Source organism: Pseudomonadota bacterium (assembly GCA_026388215.1).
In the GTDB taxonomy this organism is placed as follows: domain Bacteria; phylum Desulfobacterota; class Syntrophorhabdia; order Syntrophorhabdales; family Syntrophorhabdaceae; genus JAPLKF01.
This window is the reverse complement of record JAPLKF010000123.1, coordinates 1-16,141: the sequence shown is the minus strand read 5'-3', so window position 1 is coordinate 16,141 and position 16,141 is coordinate 1. Positions and strand designations below refer to the sequence as shown.

9 protein-coding genes are annotated in these 16,141 nt (G+C 36.5%); 3 read left to right on the top strand and 6 right to left on the bottom strand.

All coding sequences use genetic code 11. The features are described 5' to 3' along the window. The first annotated feature begins 35 nt into the window (after positions 1-35). Both NTU69_07275 and NTU69_07270 read left to right on the top strand, forming a co-directional pair. A complete protein-coding gene (locus tag NTU69_07275) occupies positions 36-4,184 on the top strand; it encodes an acyl-CoA dehydratase activase (GenBank protein ID MCX5803317.1) in 4,149 nt (1,382 codons plus the stop codon). Further along, positions 4,177-5,481, top strand: coding sequence for a hemolysin family protein (locus NTU69_07270; GenBank protein MCX5803316.1), 1,305 nt, complete (start codon positions 4,177-4,179; stop codon positions 5,479-5,481). The genes NTU69_07275 and NTU69_07270 overlap by 8 nt, the downstream gene beginning before the upstream one ends. Here the strand turns inward: NTU69_07270 and NTU69_07265 are convergent. The 6 genes from NTU69_07265 to NTU69_07240 form a co-directional block, all read right to left on the bottom strand. Further along, positions 5,468-6,826: a glucose-6-phosphate isomerase gene (locus NTU69_07265; GenBank protein ID MCX5803315.1), complete on the bottom strand. Its 1,359-nt coding sequence runs from the start codon at positions 6,824-6,826 to the stop codon at positions 5,468-5,470. The genes NTU69_07270 and NTU69_07265 overlap by 14 nt on opposite strands. Continuing rightward, positions 6,823-7,782, bottom strand: a complete 960-nt coding sequence (locus NTU69_07260) for an acetyl-CoA carboxylase carboxyltransferase subunit alpha (GenBank protein ID MCX5803314.1) — start codon at positions 7,780-7,782, stop codon at positions 6,823-6,825. Before NTU69_07260 ends, NTU69_07265 begins: the two co-directional genes overlap by 4 nt. After that, on the bottom strand, positions 7,766-11,203 hold the full coding sequence (locus tag NTU69_07255; protein MCX5803313.1) for a DNA polymerase III subunit alpha: 3,438 nt from the start codon (positions 11,201-11,203) through the stop codon (positions 7,766-7,768). The genes NTU69_07260 and NTU69_07255 overlap by 17 nt, the downstream gene beginning before the upstream one ends. Beyond that, complete coding sequence (guaA, locus tag NTU69_07250) at positions 11,204-12,748, bottom strand: glutamine-hydrolyzing GMP synthase (protein MCX5803312.1); 1,545 nt, start codon at positions 12,746-12,748, stop codon at positions 11,204-11,206. 6 nt (positions 12,749-12,754) lie between these two features. After that, complete coding sequence (gene guaB, locus NTU69_07245; protein MCX5803311.1) at positions 12,755-14,221, bottom strand: IMP dehydrogenase; 1,467 nt, start codon at positions 14,219-14,221, stop codon at positions 12,755-12,757. A 95-nt stretch (positions 14,222-14,316) separates the two neighbouring features. Then, entirely contained in the window at positions 14,317-14,925 is a 609-nt protein-coding gene (locus NTU69_07240) for a SagB/ThcOx family dehydrogenase (protein ID MCX5803310.1), read from the bottom strand. A gap of 138 nt (positions 14,926-15,063) precedes the next feature. On the opposite strand from NTU69_07240, the gene NTU69_07235 reads away from it, so the two are divergent. Next, a complete protein-coding gene (locus NTU69_07235; protein MCX5803309.1) occupies positions 15,064-16,044 on the top strand; it encodes an ABC transporter ATP-binding protein in 981 nt (326 codons plus the stop codon). The last annotated feature ends 97 nt before the right edge of the window (positions 16,045-16,141 follow it).

Genomic DNA, 16,141 nt, shown 5'->3' with positions numbered 1-16,141 from the left:
AAAACCTTTATATATTATGAGGGGGTAGTTCAATAATGCACAGAATAGGTATTGATATTGGTTCTGTGAGTGTAAGCATTGTCGTGTTGAATCAGGCAGGAAACATTCTGGAAAACAGATATATACGCCATAAGGGGAAGTCTATAGAAGTTGGAAGAGATGTTGTTGGTGAATTATCAAGGACATACGATGTAGATTTTATAGCTGCCACCGGTACTGGAGCAAAAATTTTTGCCACCCTTACAGGGGCTACTTTTATAAATGAAATTGTGGCATTGGCAAGAGGATTCAGTTACCTGTACCCCCGTGTGGGAAGTGTAATAGATATAGGGGGGGAAGATTCAAAGATTATTATATTTGAAACCAACGGAAGAGATAATAGGTTAAGGGTAAAAGATTTTTCGATGAATGCATTATGTGCTGCAGGGACAGGTGCCTTTTTAGACCAGCAGGCATCCCGACTCTGCTTCACAATTGAAGAATTCAGTGAATTAGCACTAAAGTCAAAAACCCCACCGAGGATTGCTGGAAGGTGTACGGTGTTTGCAAAAACAGATATGATACACCTTCAGCAGACAGCAACCCCTGATTATGAAATAGTTGCGGGTTTATGTTATGCCCTCGCAAGAAATTTTAAAGGCAATATTGCCAGGGGGAAAGAAGTAGGAACCCCGCTTGCCTTTATTGGAGGGGTAGCAGCAAATGCTGGTATGAGAAAAGCTATAAAAGATGTCTTCTCTTTGCAGGACGGCGAGTTTTTTATCCCTGAACATTTTACTTCAATGGGCGCTATAGGGGCTATTTATACAGTCCTTGATGAACCATCATTGAAACAGACATTTCTTGGTTTAGGAAAGGTGGATGAATATTTAAAGGAAGAGAAGATCGAGGAAGGACACGAACCATTAAAGATCTCAAAAGAGAATCTTAATGTACCTTACGAATTAAGGAAGATCTATCAAAAGACAAAGGTATATCTTGGCGTTGACGTGGGTTCAATAAGCACAAACCTTGTAATTATTGATGAAGACAAGAATATCATTGCGAAAAGGTATCTTATGACTGAGGGAAGACCTCTTGAAGCGGTGAAAAGAGGTCTTGCTGAGATAGGTGAAGAGGTAGGAAACCTTGTTGAGATAATAGGTGCAGGAACCACTGGTTCTGGAAGATACCTGACGGGTGATTTTATCAGCGCCGACATAGTAAGGAATGAAATAACTGCTCAGGCAGAGGCAGCAATTGATATAGACCCGGAGGTAGATACTGTATTTGAAATTGGCGGACAGGATTCAAAGTACATAAGCATAGATAATGGTGTGATTGTAGATTTTGAGATGAATAAAGCATGTGCAGCAGGAACAGGTTCCTTTTTAGAGGAACAGGCTGAGAGACTCGGTATATCTATTAAAGAGGAGTTCGGAACTCTTGCCCTCAATTCGAAAAGGCCTGTAAAGATGGGTGAAAGATGTACAGTATTTATCGAATCGGATTTAGTCCATTACCAACAGAGAGGGGCAAGAACTGATGATATTGTGGGTGGTCTTTCTTATTCAATTGTGATGAATTACTTAAACAAAGTGGTGGGGGATAAGAGAATAGGGGAAAAAATATTTTTTCAGGGAGGCACTGCTTTTAATAAAGGTGTTATAGCGGCATTTGAGAAGGTTCTTAAAAAGTCAGTTAAAGTTCCACCACACCATGATGTAACAGGTGCTATAGGTGTTGCAATACTTGCAATGAAGGAGAAGAATTGGGAGAAAAGCAAATTTAAAGGTTTTGACTTAAGCAAAAGGTCATACCAGATAGATACGTTTGAATGTAAGGGGTGTGAAAACTTATGTGAAATCAGGAAGGTAACGGTTGAGAAAGAAACCCCTCTTTATTACGGTAGCAGATGTGAGAAGTATGATGTTATAAGAAGGGTTGAGAAAAAGGATACACAGGACCTTTTTAAAACAAGGGATGAAATTCTTACCAATGTGTATGATAAGAAGGTTGATGGGGAACCTATTGGAATTCCCAAAATTTTAAATATGCATGAACTTTTACCTTTTTGGAAAAGCTTTTTTTCTGAGCTTGGATTTTCAGTTGTTCTTTCGGATATAACAAATAAAAAAATAATCAGAGAAGGGGTGGAGAACATCATCGTTGAAACATGTTTTCCTATAAAGTTGGCACATGGTCATATTCTTAATATAATCAGTAAAGGAATTAAAAGAATCTTTATTCCAAGCATTATAAATCTTAAAAAACCTTTTCAACGTGTATTGAATACCTTTACCTGTCCATATGCACAATCTATACCCTATACTGTAAAAGCATCCATCAATTTCAAAGCGTTGGGGGTAGGTGTTGATTCTCCTATTGTCTATTTCGGAGAAGGGAGAGAGGTGGCTTTACAAAATCTAATGGATTATGGGAAGGGATTGAAAAAATCAAAGAAGGAAATAAAAAAGGCGTTTGATGTTGCGATGGAAGTGCAGGAAACATTTTATAAGAAATGTTCAGAATATGGCTCTCGATTTTTGTCAGAGATTGGTGATAATGATAAGGCAATGGTAATCATCGGCAGACCATATAATAGTGCGGATCCAGGGGCTAATCTTAATATCCATAAAAAATTAATGGACCTTGGTGTAAAACCAATACCCATGGACATGCTACCCTTAGTAGATGGGGTTGAAAGTGATGATGATCTGGAAAATATGTATTGGGCTTACGGACAGAAAATATTGAAGGCCGCTAAATTTATAAAAAACAATAATAATTTATATGGAATATATATAACGAGCTTCGGTTGTGGTCCAGACTCATTTATAATCCACTTTTTCGAAAGGATTATTAAAGGTAAGCCTTTCTTGCAGTTAGAGATTGATGAACACAGTGCGGATGCAGGAATTATTACAAGGCTGGAAGCATTTCTTGACAGTATAAAAAATGCGAGGGTTGAGTCGAGAGTTATAAAAAGTAAAGCACCACGATTTGGGGTAGATGGTAATAGAAGAAAAATTTATATACCTTATATGTCTGATCATGCCTTTACGCTCTCAAGTGTTTTCAAGGCATGCGGTGTAGATGCTGAAGTAATGGAAGAATCCGATGAAAAAACTGTTTACCTGGGAAGAAAATTTACAACGGGGAAAGAGTGTTATCCTTGTATATTAACCACAGGGGATATGGTGAAATGCACAAGGAAAGAAACATTCGATCCTGCAAGGAGCGCATTTTTCATGCTTTCCGGGAGCGGGCCTTGCCGTTTTGGACAATACCACAGGTTTCATAGGATAGTGCTGGATGAAATGGGATTTAAGGATGTGCCTATTTATGCACCTAATCAGGATGACAGATTTTATAAGGAATTTAATATAATGGGAGGAAAATTCTCACGGTTAGGGTGGAGAGCTGTAGTAGCAGTAGACCTTATAGTGAAAATGCTTCACGAGATAAGGCCTTACGAGGAGAATAAAGGAGAAACCGATAGGATTTATAAGGAATCACTTTTACGAATTTCAGAAACACTGGAAAAAGACGGGGATAGGATAATTGGAGTTCTTGAAGATATAGTGAAGAGATTTTTAAATATCAAAAGGAGGGAAACAAAAAAACCGATTGTTGGAATAGTTGGTGAGATATACATCAGATCCAATAGATTCAGCAATAATGACCTGGTCAGGAGGATAGAAGGATTTGGCGGTGAAGTATGGCTTGCACCTATCACAGAATGGATAGCTTATATAAACTATGTAGGAAAGAAGAAGAGCCTGAAAAAAAATAGATTTTCAAATATGTTATACTTGATGATTACTGAATATATTCAAAGAAAAGATGAACATGAAATGGAGAAAATATTTAAACAGTATTTAAAATACGGAGAGGAACCGAAGGTAGAGCAGATTCTTGATAAGGCGAGTGATTATATTCATGAGAGTTTTGAGGGAGAAGCAATATTGAGCGTTGGTAAAAGTGTTGATTTTATTGATAAAGGAATCTCGGGTATTGTCAATGCAATGCCTTTTTCATGTATGCCTGGAACAATATCCAGTGCTATCATGAGATTGATTCAGAGAAAATATAATGTTCCTATTATAAATATAGCATTCGATGGTCAGGGTATAACAAATATAATAACAAGGCTTGAGGCTTTTATGTATCAGGTCAAGGAACATTTCCAGAGCAATGGGTAGCCCTCTTTTAGAAATCTTTTTAATAATTGTTTTAATAGTACTTAATGGTATCTTTTCTGCGGGGGAGATAGCAATTGTTTCATCAAGAAAAAGCAAGATAAAAGAAATGATTAAGGAAAAGAAGGAGAAGAGGGTTGAAACATTACTTGAGATGAAGGAAAATCCAGAAAAATTTTTGTCTGTTGTACAGATAGGCATTACATTATTTGGGATACTCGCATCGGCTATAGGTGGTATGCTTTCGATAAGATATATTGTGCCTATTTTAAACAGAATCCCTTTTATCAGGACCTTTTCTGAAACTATTTCGCTTATATTTATTGTAGTGGTGCTCACATATCTTTTTCTTGTTATAGGAGAGCTTGTGCCCAAATATATAGGCATCAATTACAAAGAAAGAGTGGCCCTGAGGATTGTACCTATCTTTGATTTTACATCAAGGTTTTTCTTCTTTGTTGTGAATTTTCTTACCTTTTCCACCATGTTTATCGTTAAAAGCCTTAATTTAAAGAAGGGGGAAGAACATATAGGAGAAAGTGAAATAAAGATATTACTTGAGGAGGGAAGAAGGAGAGGGGTATTTGACAGAACAGAGGAAGAATTGATACATGGTGTTTTTGATTTTGCTGATAGGTCTGTAAAAGAAATCATGGTTCCGAAACCAAATATCTATGCTATTAATATTGCAAGTAGTAAAGATGAGGTATTGGAATATATCATTGAAAATGAATTTTCAAGATACCCTGTTTACAGGGATTATATAGATAATATAGTTGGTATTGCCTATCATAAAGATATTATCAAGCATATCTGGTTAAAAGAGCAATTTGATTTAGAAAAAATTCTTAAGAAGCCTTATTTCGTTCCTGATACCATGAAAATAAGTATTCTTTTAAAAGAGATGCAGAAAAGGCACATCCATCTGGCGGTTGTCATAGATGAGTATGGGACAACTGTTGGCATGGTAACACTTGAAGATATAATGGAGGAAATATTTGGTGAGATAATGGATGAAACGGATGTGGATAACAGGATGGAAAGACTGAGGGATGGTTCTATAATCGTAGATGCTTCATATTCTATCAGGGATTTAAATAATGTATTAACCCTTAATCTTGCAGAATCTCCAGATTATGATACCCTTGGTGGTTTCATACTAACTCAACTTCAGGGAATAGCAAAAGGTGGAGAGATTATCTATCATGGTGCATACAAGTTCACTGTAGTTGGCATTGAGGGGCGAAGGATTACAAAAATTAAACTGGAGAAAATAAAAGCAGATATTAAAAGGTTATAACGGTCTTTTGGGTTGATAACCTTGCTTCAGCAGCGATACGCTTTGTTTCAAAACCCTTTTTCCCCATGATAGCTTTTGTATATATTTTGCCAAGCTCCACGCCAGGCTGATCAAAAGGATTTATACTATAGAGGTAGCCAAGAAATGTAATGACCATCTCATATAAGAAGAATAAAGCACCAAGGTTATAGCCGTTAATTTCATTAAGTAATAGTGAAAAATTTGGTGTTTTAACCTCGGTAAGTGAAAGGCTTGTTCCTAAGAATTCTGCATGAAACAGGTCTTTCAAATCCTTTCCTGCAAGGTAGTCTAACGCTTCAATATAGGGGAAACTTTTTGGAATGACCCTTTTTTCATTGGCAGAATATAAAAACATGATACATTTATTCTTCGGACCATCAATGTATAATTGCAACTGAGAATGTTGATCGGTTACACCAATTGACTTTAACGGTGTTGCCCCAAGATTATTTTTACCGAGACTTTCTCCTTCAAGTTGTCTGAACCAATCAGCAAATCCAGAAAGCCTTTCACAGTAAGGCATAATAACGTGAATACCTTTCCCCTTTTTGTCCATGAGATAGAGAATGCTTGCAATCATAATAGCCATGTTCTTTTGGGGTACTGCCTTTTTCACATGAATTGCCATACTATTAGCTCCATCTGCTATTTCGTCTATATTTATACCCATAGCAATCGATGGGAAAAGACCAACCGGGGTAAGCACAGAAAACCTTCCCCCAACACCTTCCGGTACATTCAAGACCGGATATTCTTCCCTGTCTACTATTTCTTTCAAAATACCTTTCTTTTTGTCTGTTATGATTACAACTCTATCCCTGAAATTTGGTTTCTTACTCAGTATTTCTTCAAATATCATAAATTGAGAGGTTGTTTCAGGTGTTTCTCCGGATTTGCTTATTACTATTAAGAGTGTATTCTCTTTTTCTTTTTTAATCATGTCTATTATTCTATTAATTTTATGAGGGTCAATATTATCGAGAATAAAATAACGCGGTTTACCGTTCCTTAAACCTTCACTAAGATTATGGAACGGATGAAGCAGGGCATTAAATATAGTTTCTGTACCAAGTGATGAGCCTCCTATTCCAAGGAGTACAAGATTTTTTATATTTTTTGTTTTGATATTATCTGCAAGCCTTTTCATTTCTTTAAATTGAAATCTCTTTGAGGGCAATTCCATGAAAGGGTAGGGTGCATCCCAGAGTGTTTTATTATACACTTCAAGCTTTGATAAAATACCTGTAATTGCTTGCGTGTCAAGCCCTTCTTTCCCTATGGTCTTCGATAGAACGTTTGTTATGTCTAAAGTGATTTTATTCATGTTGTTTCCTTAAATATCCCCATCTTTCTAAATTTTTCATATCTTTCCTGTTTTAATTCTTCGGGGTGTACTTTTATTAACTCTTTTAAGTGCTTTATTAGTGAATTTTTTGTATTAAAGAGGGTCTGCTCCCAGTTTCTATGTGCTCCACCAAATGGTTCTTTAATAATTTCATCTATAACATTGAGTTTTAAAAGGTCATATGATGTTGGTTTGAGTGCTTCCGCGGCCAATGGTCCTTTTGAACCGTCTCTCCAGAGTATTGCTGCACAACCTTCTGGTGAAATTACAGAGTAGGTAGCATTTTCTAACATCAAAATTCTGTCACCTACTCCTATTGCTAATGCACCTCCACTGCCTCCTTCGCCTATAATTATGGTGATTATTGGAACATCCATAGAAAACATAAAATATATGCTTGAAGCAATTGCCTCAGCTTGACCTCTTTCTTCAGCTCCTATACCAGGGAATGCCCCGGGAGTATCTATAAAGGTTATGATAGGTTTCCCCCACCTGTTTGCTAAATCCATGATCCTCATTGCCTTTCTGTAACCTTCAGGGTGTGCCATACCAAAGTTTCTGAGACCCATCTCCCTCACATCTTTCCCTTTTTGGTGTCCAACAACCGCTAAGCTTATTTCCTCGTATCTTGCAAATCCCACAACAATTGCCGGGTCGTCTTTATATTTTTTATCCCCGTAAAGTTCTGTAAAGTCAGTAAATAGGCTGTTTATATAGTCCAGTGTGTGTGGTCTATTTAAATGTCTGGAGATTTGAGACCTTTGCCAATTTGTAAGATCCCCGTATATTTCTTTTTCAAATTTATAAATTTTTTTAGAGATATACAATATCTCTTTAGAATAATGAGGATCATTTATATCATAAAACCTTTTTATCTCATCTATTCTTCTCTCTAAAGATTCAAGTCTTTTTTCAAAATCAAGATAGTATCTCATCTAATACCTCATAGTCTATGCTGTCCTTAAAATGTTTTAATAACACGTCCATCTTATTGTGGTCAACCCTCAGGTTTTGGATATTGAAATAATGTTTTTCTCCATTCAATTGAAATTCAAGAGCAACCTTAGAGTTTCCCTTCAAACTATACAGGATATCTTTTAATTTTCTTAGATCCTCTTTCTTGAATATTTCACAATTGATTTTTATTTTTATCATCGTTCTCATCCCATTTGTTACATCTTCAAGCAATGCTATATTTTTTGCTATTATCCTGGTATTACCTTCTTCAGTTCTTTCCACCGTTCCATTTATAAATAATGGTTTATCGCTTTTAATAACGAATAGATGTTTAGAAAATAAATCAGGGAAAATAATTGCTTCAATTATACCTTTAGTATCTTCTAATGTTATGTATGCCATTCTATCGCCTTTTTTTGTGACTATTTCTTTATATCCGTTAACTATCCCAACGATATTTACATCTTCTGTGGTCTCCATCTCTTTTATGTTTTGGGTATCAAAAGTGGTTATTTGCTTTATGATGTTTTCATAAGATTTCAGAGGATGTTCACTGAAGTAGAAACCAAGGGCTTCCTTTTCGCCCCGCAGGATTTCATCATAAGAAAGCTCTTCAATGTCAGGTATTTCCGGTGCATTATTTATTGTTCCAAACATATCCATTTGGTATCCATCTTTTGTATCCTTTTTTTGCATCTTATCTGTTTTTTCTTTTGTTATAAAAAGAATTTGGGATTTTTTTAAACCCATATTGTCAAAACATCCTGCCTTAGCAAGACTTTCAACCACCTTTTTATTTGCCTTTCTTGAATCTATGACATTACAAAACTGAGTAAAGGAGGTAAATTCTCCCAGTTCCTCTCTCACACTGAGAATGTTTTCAATAGCGGCACCACCTACGTTTTTTATTCCTGACAGTCCAAACCTCATTTTATTCCCGACCATTATAAATGATTTATCACTTTTGTTTATATCAGGTGGTAATATTTCGACCCCATTTTCTCTACATTCTGTGATGTATTTTATCATGTTATCTGTGTTATTTACTTCGCTTGTAAGAATAGCAGCCATAAAAGGGATGTAATTATGGGCTTTCAAAAAGGCTGTCTGATATGCGATAAGTGCATATGCGGTGCTATGAGACTTGTTAAAACCATATTCACCAAAACGTAAAATTACATCGTAAATTTTACTGGCCACAGCAGTTGTAACACCGTTAGAAATAGCGCCGTTTATAAATTTTTCTCTATAGCTCTCAAGTTGCTCTGGATTTTTTTTACTTATAGCCTTTCTAAGGGTATCTGAATCTTTTAGAGGAAAATTGGCAAGTTTAGACGCTATCTTCATTATCTGTTCTTGATAGATGATTACCCCGTACGTATCCTTTAGAATTTCTTCCAAAAGTACTGTTTCATATTTTACGAGTGAGGGTCTATTTTTTCTTCTTATAAATTCATCCATCATACCGCTTGTCAGGGGTCCTGGTCTATAAAGTGCAATGAGAGCAATAATATCTTCGAATTTTGAAGGTTTAAGCTTTGTAAGCAGTTCCTTCATCCCTCTACTTTCAAGCTGGAATACCCCCGATGTATTGCCAGAAGAGAGGAGTTCATAGGTTTTTTCATCATTTAACGGGATATTAGTTATATCTATTTCTATTCCTTCAGATTTTAGTAGCTTGATCACATTATCTATTATTGTAAGGGTCTTCAAGCCGAGAAAGTCGAATTTTACCAGCCCTATCTTTTCTATAGTTTTCATAGCATACTGGGTTATTGTTTCACCTTTTTGCCCTTTGTAGAGGGGGAGATGTTCAGAAAGAGGCTTGTTTGATATCACTATCCCGGCTGCATGAGTTGATGCATGTCTTGCAAGGCCTTCTAAAACCATTGCGTTATCGAGGAGTTCTTTTATTCTATTATCATTTTGATAAAGTTCTTTAAGTTGTGATTCTTCGTGAATAGCTTTTTCTATGCCTATATTAGCTGACGGAATAAGTTTTGCTATTCTGTCTACCTCTGCGTATGGTATTCCCAGTGCTCTTCCTACATCTCTAACTGCAGCTTTTGACTGCATGGTTCCAAAGGTGATTATCTGGGCTACATTATCCTTGCCATATTTTTCTGTAACGTATTGAATCACCCTTTCTCTGCCGTCCATACAGAAATCGACATCAATATCGGGCATACTGATTCTTTCAGGATTTAAAAACCTTTCAAAAATTAAATCGTACTTAAGCGGATCTATATCTGTAATGTTAAGGCAATATGCAACAAGACTCCCAGCGGCAGATCCTCTTCCTGGACCTACAGGAATACCCTCTGATTTTGCAAATCTTATGAAATCTGCAACAATCAGAAAGTAGCTTACAAAACCTGTTTTTTTAATGACATCTATTTCATAGGAAAGCCTGTTTTTATATTTTTCAAATAGCTCGTCATTAAAAGCTTCATATGAAGACTGAATGTGCGGGATTCTTTTTTCAAAACCGTTTGTGCAGAGGTTTTCAAAGTATTCCCCCGGTTCTAAATTGGACGGTGATTTAAATTCCGGGAAATGGTATGTTCCCACATCGATAGTTATGTTACACATCTCGGCTATTTTAAGAGTATTTGATAACGCTTCAGGGTATTGAGAAAAAGCGAGCTCAACCTCTTCTTTGGATTTAAAATAAAACTCGTCGCTTTTAAAGCTGAGCCTGTCTTTGTCGTTTATTGTTTTGCCTGTTTGAATGCACAATAAGAGTTCATGTGCCCTTGCTTCTTCTTTTTTAAGATAGTGGCAGTCGTTAGTAGCTACAAAGGGAATTCCATAATATTTCGATAGATTAATCAGTGTCTCATTAACCTTTTTTTGTTCTTGGAGGCCATTATCCTGTAACTCAAAATAAAGTCTATCTCCGAATATTGTAAGATATTCTTCTATTGTATTTTTCAGACCTTTTTCATCAGATTTTAAAATCAGACTTGGTATTTCACCTTTAATACAGGCTGTAAGACATATGAGGCCGTTATTGTATATTTTTAATAATTCTTTATCTATTCTCGGTACGTAGTAGAAACCTTCAAGTTGAGCAAGGCTTATAATTTTTATGAGGTTCTTATATCCTTCATTATTCATTGCCAAAAGTATTATGTGGTATGCGTTTTCTTCGCCCCTGCCTTTTTTATCAAATCTTGATTTTGGTGCAATATAAGCTTCACAGCCAATTATTGGTTTTATGCCGAATTCCTGTGCCGAAAAATAAAAGTCTAAGGCACCGAACATGTTTCCATGGTCTGTTATGGCACAGGCACTCATTTTATAAGCATTTGCAAGGTTGAATAATGGTTCGAACCTTATTGCACCATCTAAAAGGCTAAACTGGGTATGGAGGTGAAGGTGAACAAAATCTTTCATTTATTCCCACTCAATAGTGCTTGGTGGTTTAGAAGATATATCATAGACAACCCTGTTAACGTCTGGAACTTCATTCGTTATCCTTCTGGCAATTTTGTCAAGTATCTCGTAAGGAATTCTTGCCCAGTCGGCAGTCATTGCGTCTTCGCTTTCTACTATTCTAAGGGCTATCACATTGGCATATGTTCTTTCATCACCCATTACGCCAACAGTTTTCACAGGTATCAGGATGGCGAAAGATTGCCATATGTTTCTGTGGCTACTGTTTCTTTCTATTTCATCTCGAATGATACTGTCTGCTTCTTTCAATATGTGTAACCTTTCTCTGTTTACATCCCCGATGATCCTTATTGCAAGACCTGGGCCTGGAAATGGTTGTCTGTAAAGAATGTTTTCAGGTATTCCAAGCTCTTTTCCCACAATCCTTACCTCGTCTTTAAACAGTTCTCTTAATGGTTCTATGAGCTTGAGTTTCATCTTCCTGGGAAGCCCTCCAACATTGTGGTGACTTTTTATAGTGGCAGACGGACCTTTATATGATGTACTTTCAATTACATCAGGATACAGTGTACCTTGCGCAAGGTATCTTACGTTACCGATTTTCGATGCCTCTTCCTCAAAGGTTTTGATAAAAATATTTCCTATTATTTTCCTCTTCCTTTCCGGATCTTTTATACCCTTTAGTGCATTCAAAAATTTATCTTCTGCATTTATATATTTCAAATTCATGTGTAATTTGTCTTTAAAGGCGTCTAAAACCTCTTGTACCTCATTCTTTCTGAGTACACCATTATTAACAAACACACAGTGTAACTTTTTTCCAATAGCATTATGTATAAGCGTTGCAACAACTGATGAATCCACTCCTCCGCTGAGGGCACAAATTACCTTGCCATTACCAACCTCTTTTTTAATATTTTCTATTGCTAATTCTACAAAGGATTTTGGAGAAAAAAAACCTTTTGTCCTGCAGATTTTATAAAGAAAGTTTTTTAATATACGTTTACCTTTTGGAGTATGATGAACTTCCGGATGAAATTGAACCCCGTATACATGACCCTTTATCGACCTGATAGCGGCATATGGTGAATTATCGGAATGTGCGAGCGTTTTGAATCCTTCAGGCATTTTCAATATTCTATCCTGGTGGCTCATCCATGCAACATCACCATTTTGTAAACCTTCTAAGAGTATGTCCCTTTCGTCCAGAAATATATGGGCTTTTCCATATTCTCTTTTTTTTGATTTTACAATTTTGCCTTTATAAAGTTTTGTAATAAGCTGCAACCCATAACATATGCCCAGTACAGGTATATTTAAATTAAAAATACCTTCATCGCATACAGGGGCATCAGATTCTGTCACGCTCCTTGGACCACCGGAAAGAACAATGCCCTTTGGGTTTATAGACACTATATTATCTAAATTTATATTGTATGGAAATATTTCACAGTACACACCAAGCTCTCTAATCTTTCGTGCTATTAATTGGGTATATTGAGAACCAAAATCAAGTATTAAGACTATTTCTTTATGATAATCCATAAGCCTTTACTCAACACTGTAGTTTGGTGCTTCTTTAGTAATAATTACATCATGAACATGACTTTCTTTTAATCCAGCTGAAGTGATTCTCATAAATTTAGATTTCTCCTGGAGCTCTTTCAGATTTCTACATCCGACATAACCCATACCTGCCTTGAGACCACCGACGAGTTGTTGAATAGACATAGAAAGTGAACCCCTATATGGAACTCTCCCTTCTATACCTTCAGGTACAATTTTTGCTTCTATTTCGTTTTCATCAATGCAGTATCTATCCCTTGTTTTTCCTTCCTTCATAGCCTCAAGTGAGCCCATTCCTCTGTAAACCTTGTAAGTTCTTCCTTGATAGAGGACCATTTCGCCGGGTGTTTCATCCGTTCCTGCAAAAAGGTTACCTATCATTACTGTATCTGCGCCTGCGGCGATGGCTTTTGTGATATCACCGGAGAATTTTATACCCCCATCTGCAACTATAGGTATATTGAAACGTTTCGCTACTTTTGTTACAGAGAGTATCGCTGTAATTTGAGGAACACCGACTCCTGCTATGATTCTTGTAGTGCATATTGAGCCTGGTCCCACGCCGACCTTGACACAATCGCAGCCTGCCTTCATGAGTGCAACACATCCTTCCTCTGTTGCGATATTGCCTGCTATCAGTTGAACATCTTTAAAATTATTCTTTGTATCCCTTACCGCTTCAATTACGTTTTTTGAGTGTCCGTGGGCTGTGTCTATCATTATTATATCACAGCCAGCTTTCAGTAATGCATCAACCCTCATTTCCCTGTCCATTCCCACACCTACCGCTGCCCCGACACGTAATCTGCCGAGATGGTCTTTACAAGAATTTGGGTATTGCCTCATCTTCTCTATGTCTTTTATTGTAATTAATCCTCTTAAGTTGAATCTCCTATCAACCACAAGGAGTTTTTCTATTCTATGTTTATGGAGGATTTGCTTTGATTCTTCAAGGCCTATACCTTCTTTCACGGTGACCAGGTTTTCTTTTGTCATCACATTTTCGACTTTTTCTTCGAGGTTTGTTTCAAACCTCAAATCTCTATTTGTTATTATGCCAACAAGTTTTTTCCCTTTTGTAACAGGTATACCAGAGATTCTGTATCTTGCCATTAAATCGAGTGCATCTTTTATCTTTCGTTCAGGCGATATTGTGATAGGGTCTACTATCATACCGCTTTCAGATTTTTTTACCTTTTCCACCTCCTGGGCTTGCTCTTCAATGCCCATATTTCTATGTATTATGCCTATACCTCCTTCTTGAGCAAGACAAATTGCAGTTTTTGCCTCTGTTACAGTGTCCATTGCGGCACTGAGTATAGGTATATGCAGTTTTATATTTTTTGTAAGATAAGTTGAGACATCCACATCTTTTGGCATTATCTTACTTAATGATGGCATCAGGAGGACATCATCAAAGGTAAGACCTTCTTTAATATCTTGTTCTAACATAGCTACTCCTTTTTAAAATTAGTAAAATTTAATTTGTGAATAGTGCATTTTTTGAAATATTGTTCATAACTCGTCACTCTTAACCCTTCACTGCCTTATCTGTATCCTATTGGCATTATTAATAATGGTTCATGCATCCTGTTTATTCCCATAACTGCCTTTACAAGGTCATCATTAAAGGCTCCTACTATACCACATCCGAGGCCAGTATTAAAAGTGGCCAGAAATATATTCTGAGAAACATTTCCTGCTTCCATATGGGCGTACCTTATGCCTCTATCTTTATACTTGGACGTGATTCTTTTGTATTCACAGGTGATTGCAATCATACAAGGTGCGGATGCCATCCACATTTGTGATAATGATGCATTTGCTACATCCTTCCTGATGTCCCCCTTTTTGATTAATTCAATCTGGTGTTTGTTTGGGAGATAATGGTAGATACCTGGTATAATCCCCATATTCCTTTTGCCTTCAATACTTCCTGCAATTATATAAATATCTAAGGGATAGAGTGCACCTGCAGATGGAACAACCCTGCCGCCATCTTTTTTAAACCCATAAGAACACCATAGAATATAAGATAAGTCGTCAATAGAAATGGGTTTCTGTTTGAAGGTTCTTATTGAATACCTTTTATTTAAAAGCTCATCTAAATAGACTACTTTTTTATCTTTGGGTTCTGGAAGTTTAATGATATCCATAGCTTGTATGTTATTAAAACTAAAACAGAAGTAAATAAATACTATAGCCCGTAAAAGGCTTGTCATTTTATATTGGATTAGTATAAAGCATAAGGTTAAAATAATCAAAAATATTTTATTAAGGGTAAAATAGCAATCATGGAGCCTTTAAACAGGGATGTACTTTTAAACGTATTGAATCTTAATACGTCTTTTTTTACAGATGCTTACACCGTACAAGCGGTAGATGGAATCAATTTCCAGATTAAAAGAGGTGAAATATTTGGTCTTGTAGGTGAGAGTGGGTGTGGAAAGACAATTACTGCTCTCTCTATTATGAGGCTTGTTCCCTCACCCGGAAAGATAGTGAACGGAGATATTATATTTGAGGGGGGAAATCTTGTTCAACTTTCGAATAAGGAGATGGAAAAAATAAGGGGGAACAGGATCGGGATGGTATTTCAGGAGCCTATGAGTTCTCTTAATCCTGTATTTAGGGTGGGGGAGCAAGTCGATGAGACACTCGCAATCCATACTAATCTTACCAAAAAAGAGGTAAAGGATAAAACTATACAGCTTTTAAAACAGGTTGGGTTTGATGAGCCAGGAAAAAAATATATCCAGTACCCACATCAATTGAGCGGTGGGCAAAGACAGAGAATATTAATTGCCATAGCCATATCGTGTAACCCCTCTCTTGTGATTGCAGATGAACCCACGACTGCCCTCGATGTTGCAACAGAATCTCAAATCCTTTATCTGCTGAAGGAACTTGTTTTTAGGTATGACATGTCCATGCTTTTTATCACCCATAATCTAAATATCATGAAAAGATTTGTTAAAAGAATAGGTATTATGTATGCAGGAAGGATGTTGGAACAGAACCATGTAGAAGATTTTTTTGAAGAACCTTTACATCCATACAGCAGGGGTTTATTAGATTCAATATTCAGGCTTAAGGGTAATGAAAAAAGGCTCAAAGCAATCCCTGGTTTTGTTCCCAGATTATCAGAACTTCCAGAGGGATGTAAATTTCACCCGAGATGTACTTTTGTCATGCCGAAATGTAAAAAAGAGGAACCACCAATAATAGAAGTAAAGGATGAGAGATGGGTAAGGTGTTATCTGTATCAGAATTAAAAAAGATATACGAAGTAAGGAAAACAGCCTTCTCAATAAAAAGAGAGATAATAAAGGCAGTTGATGACGTATCATTTGAACTTGAGAAAGGGAAAAC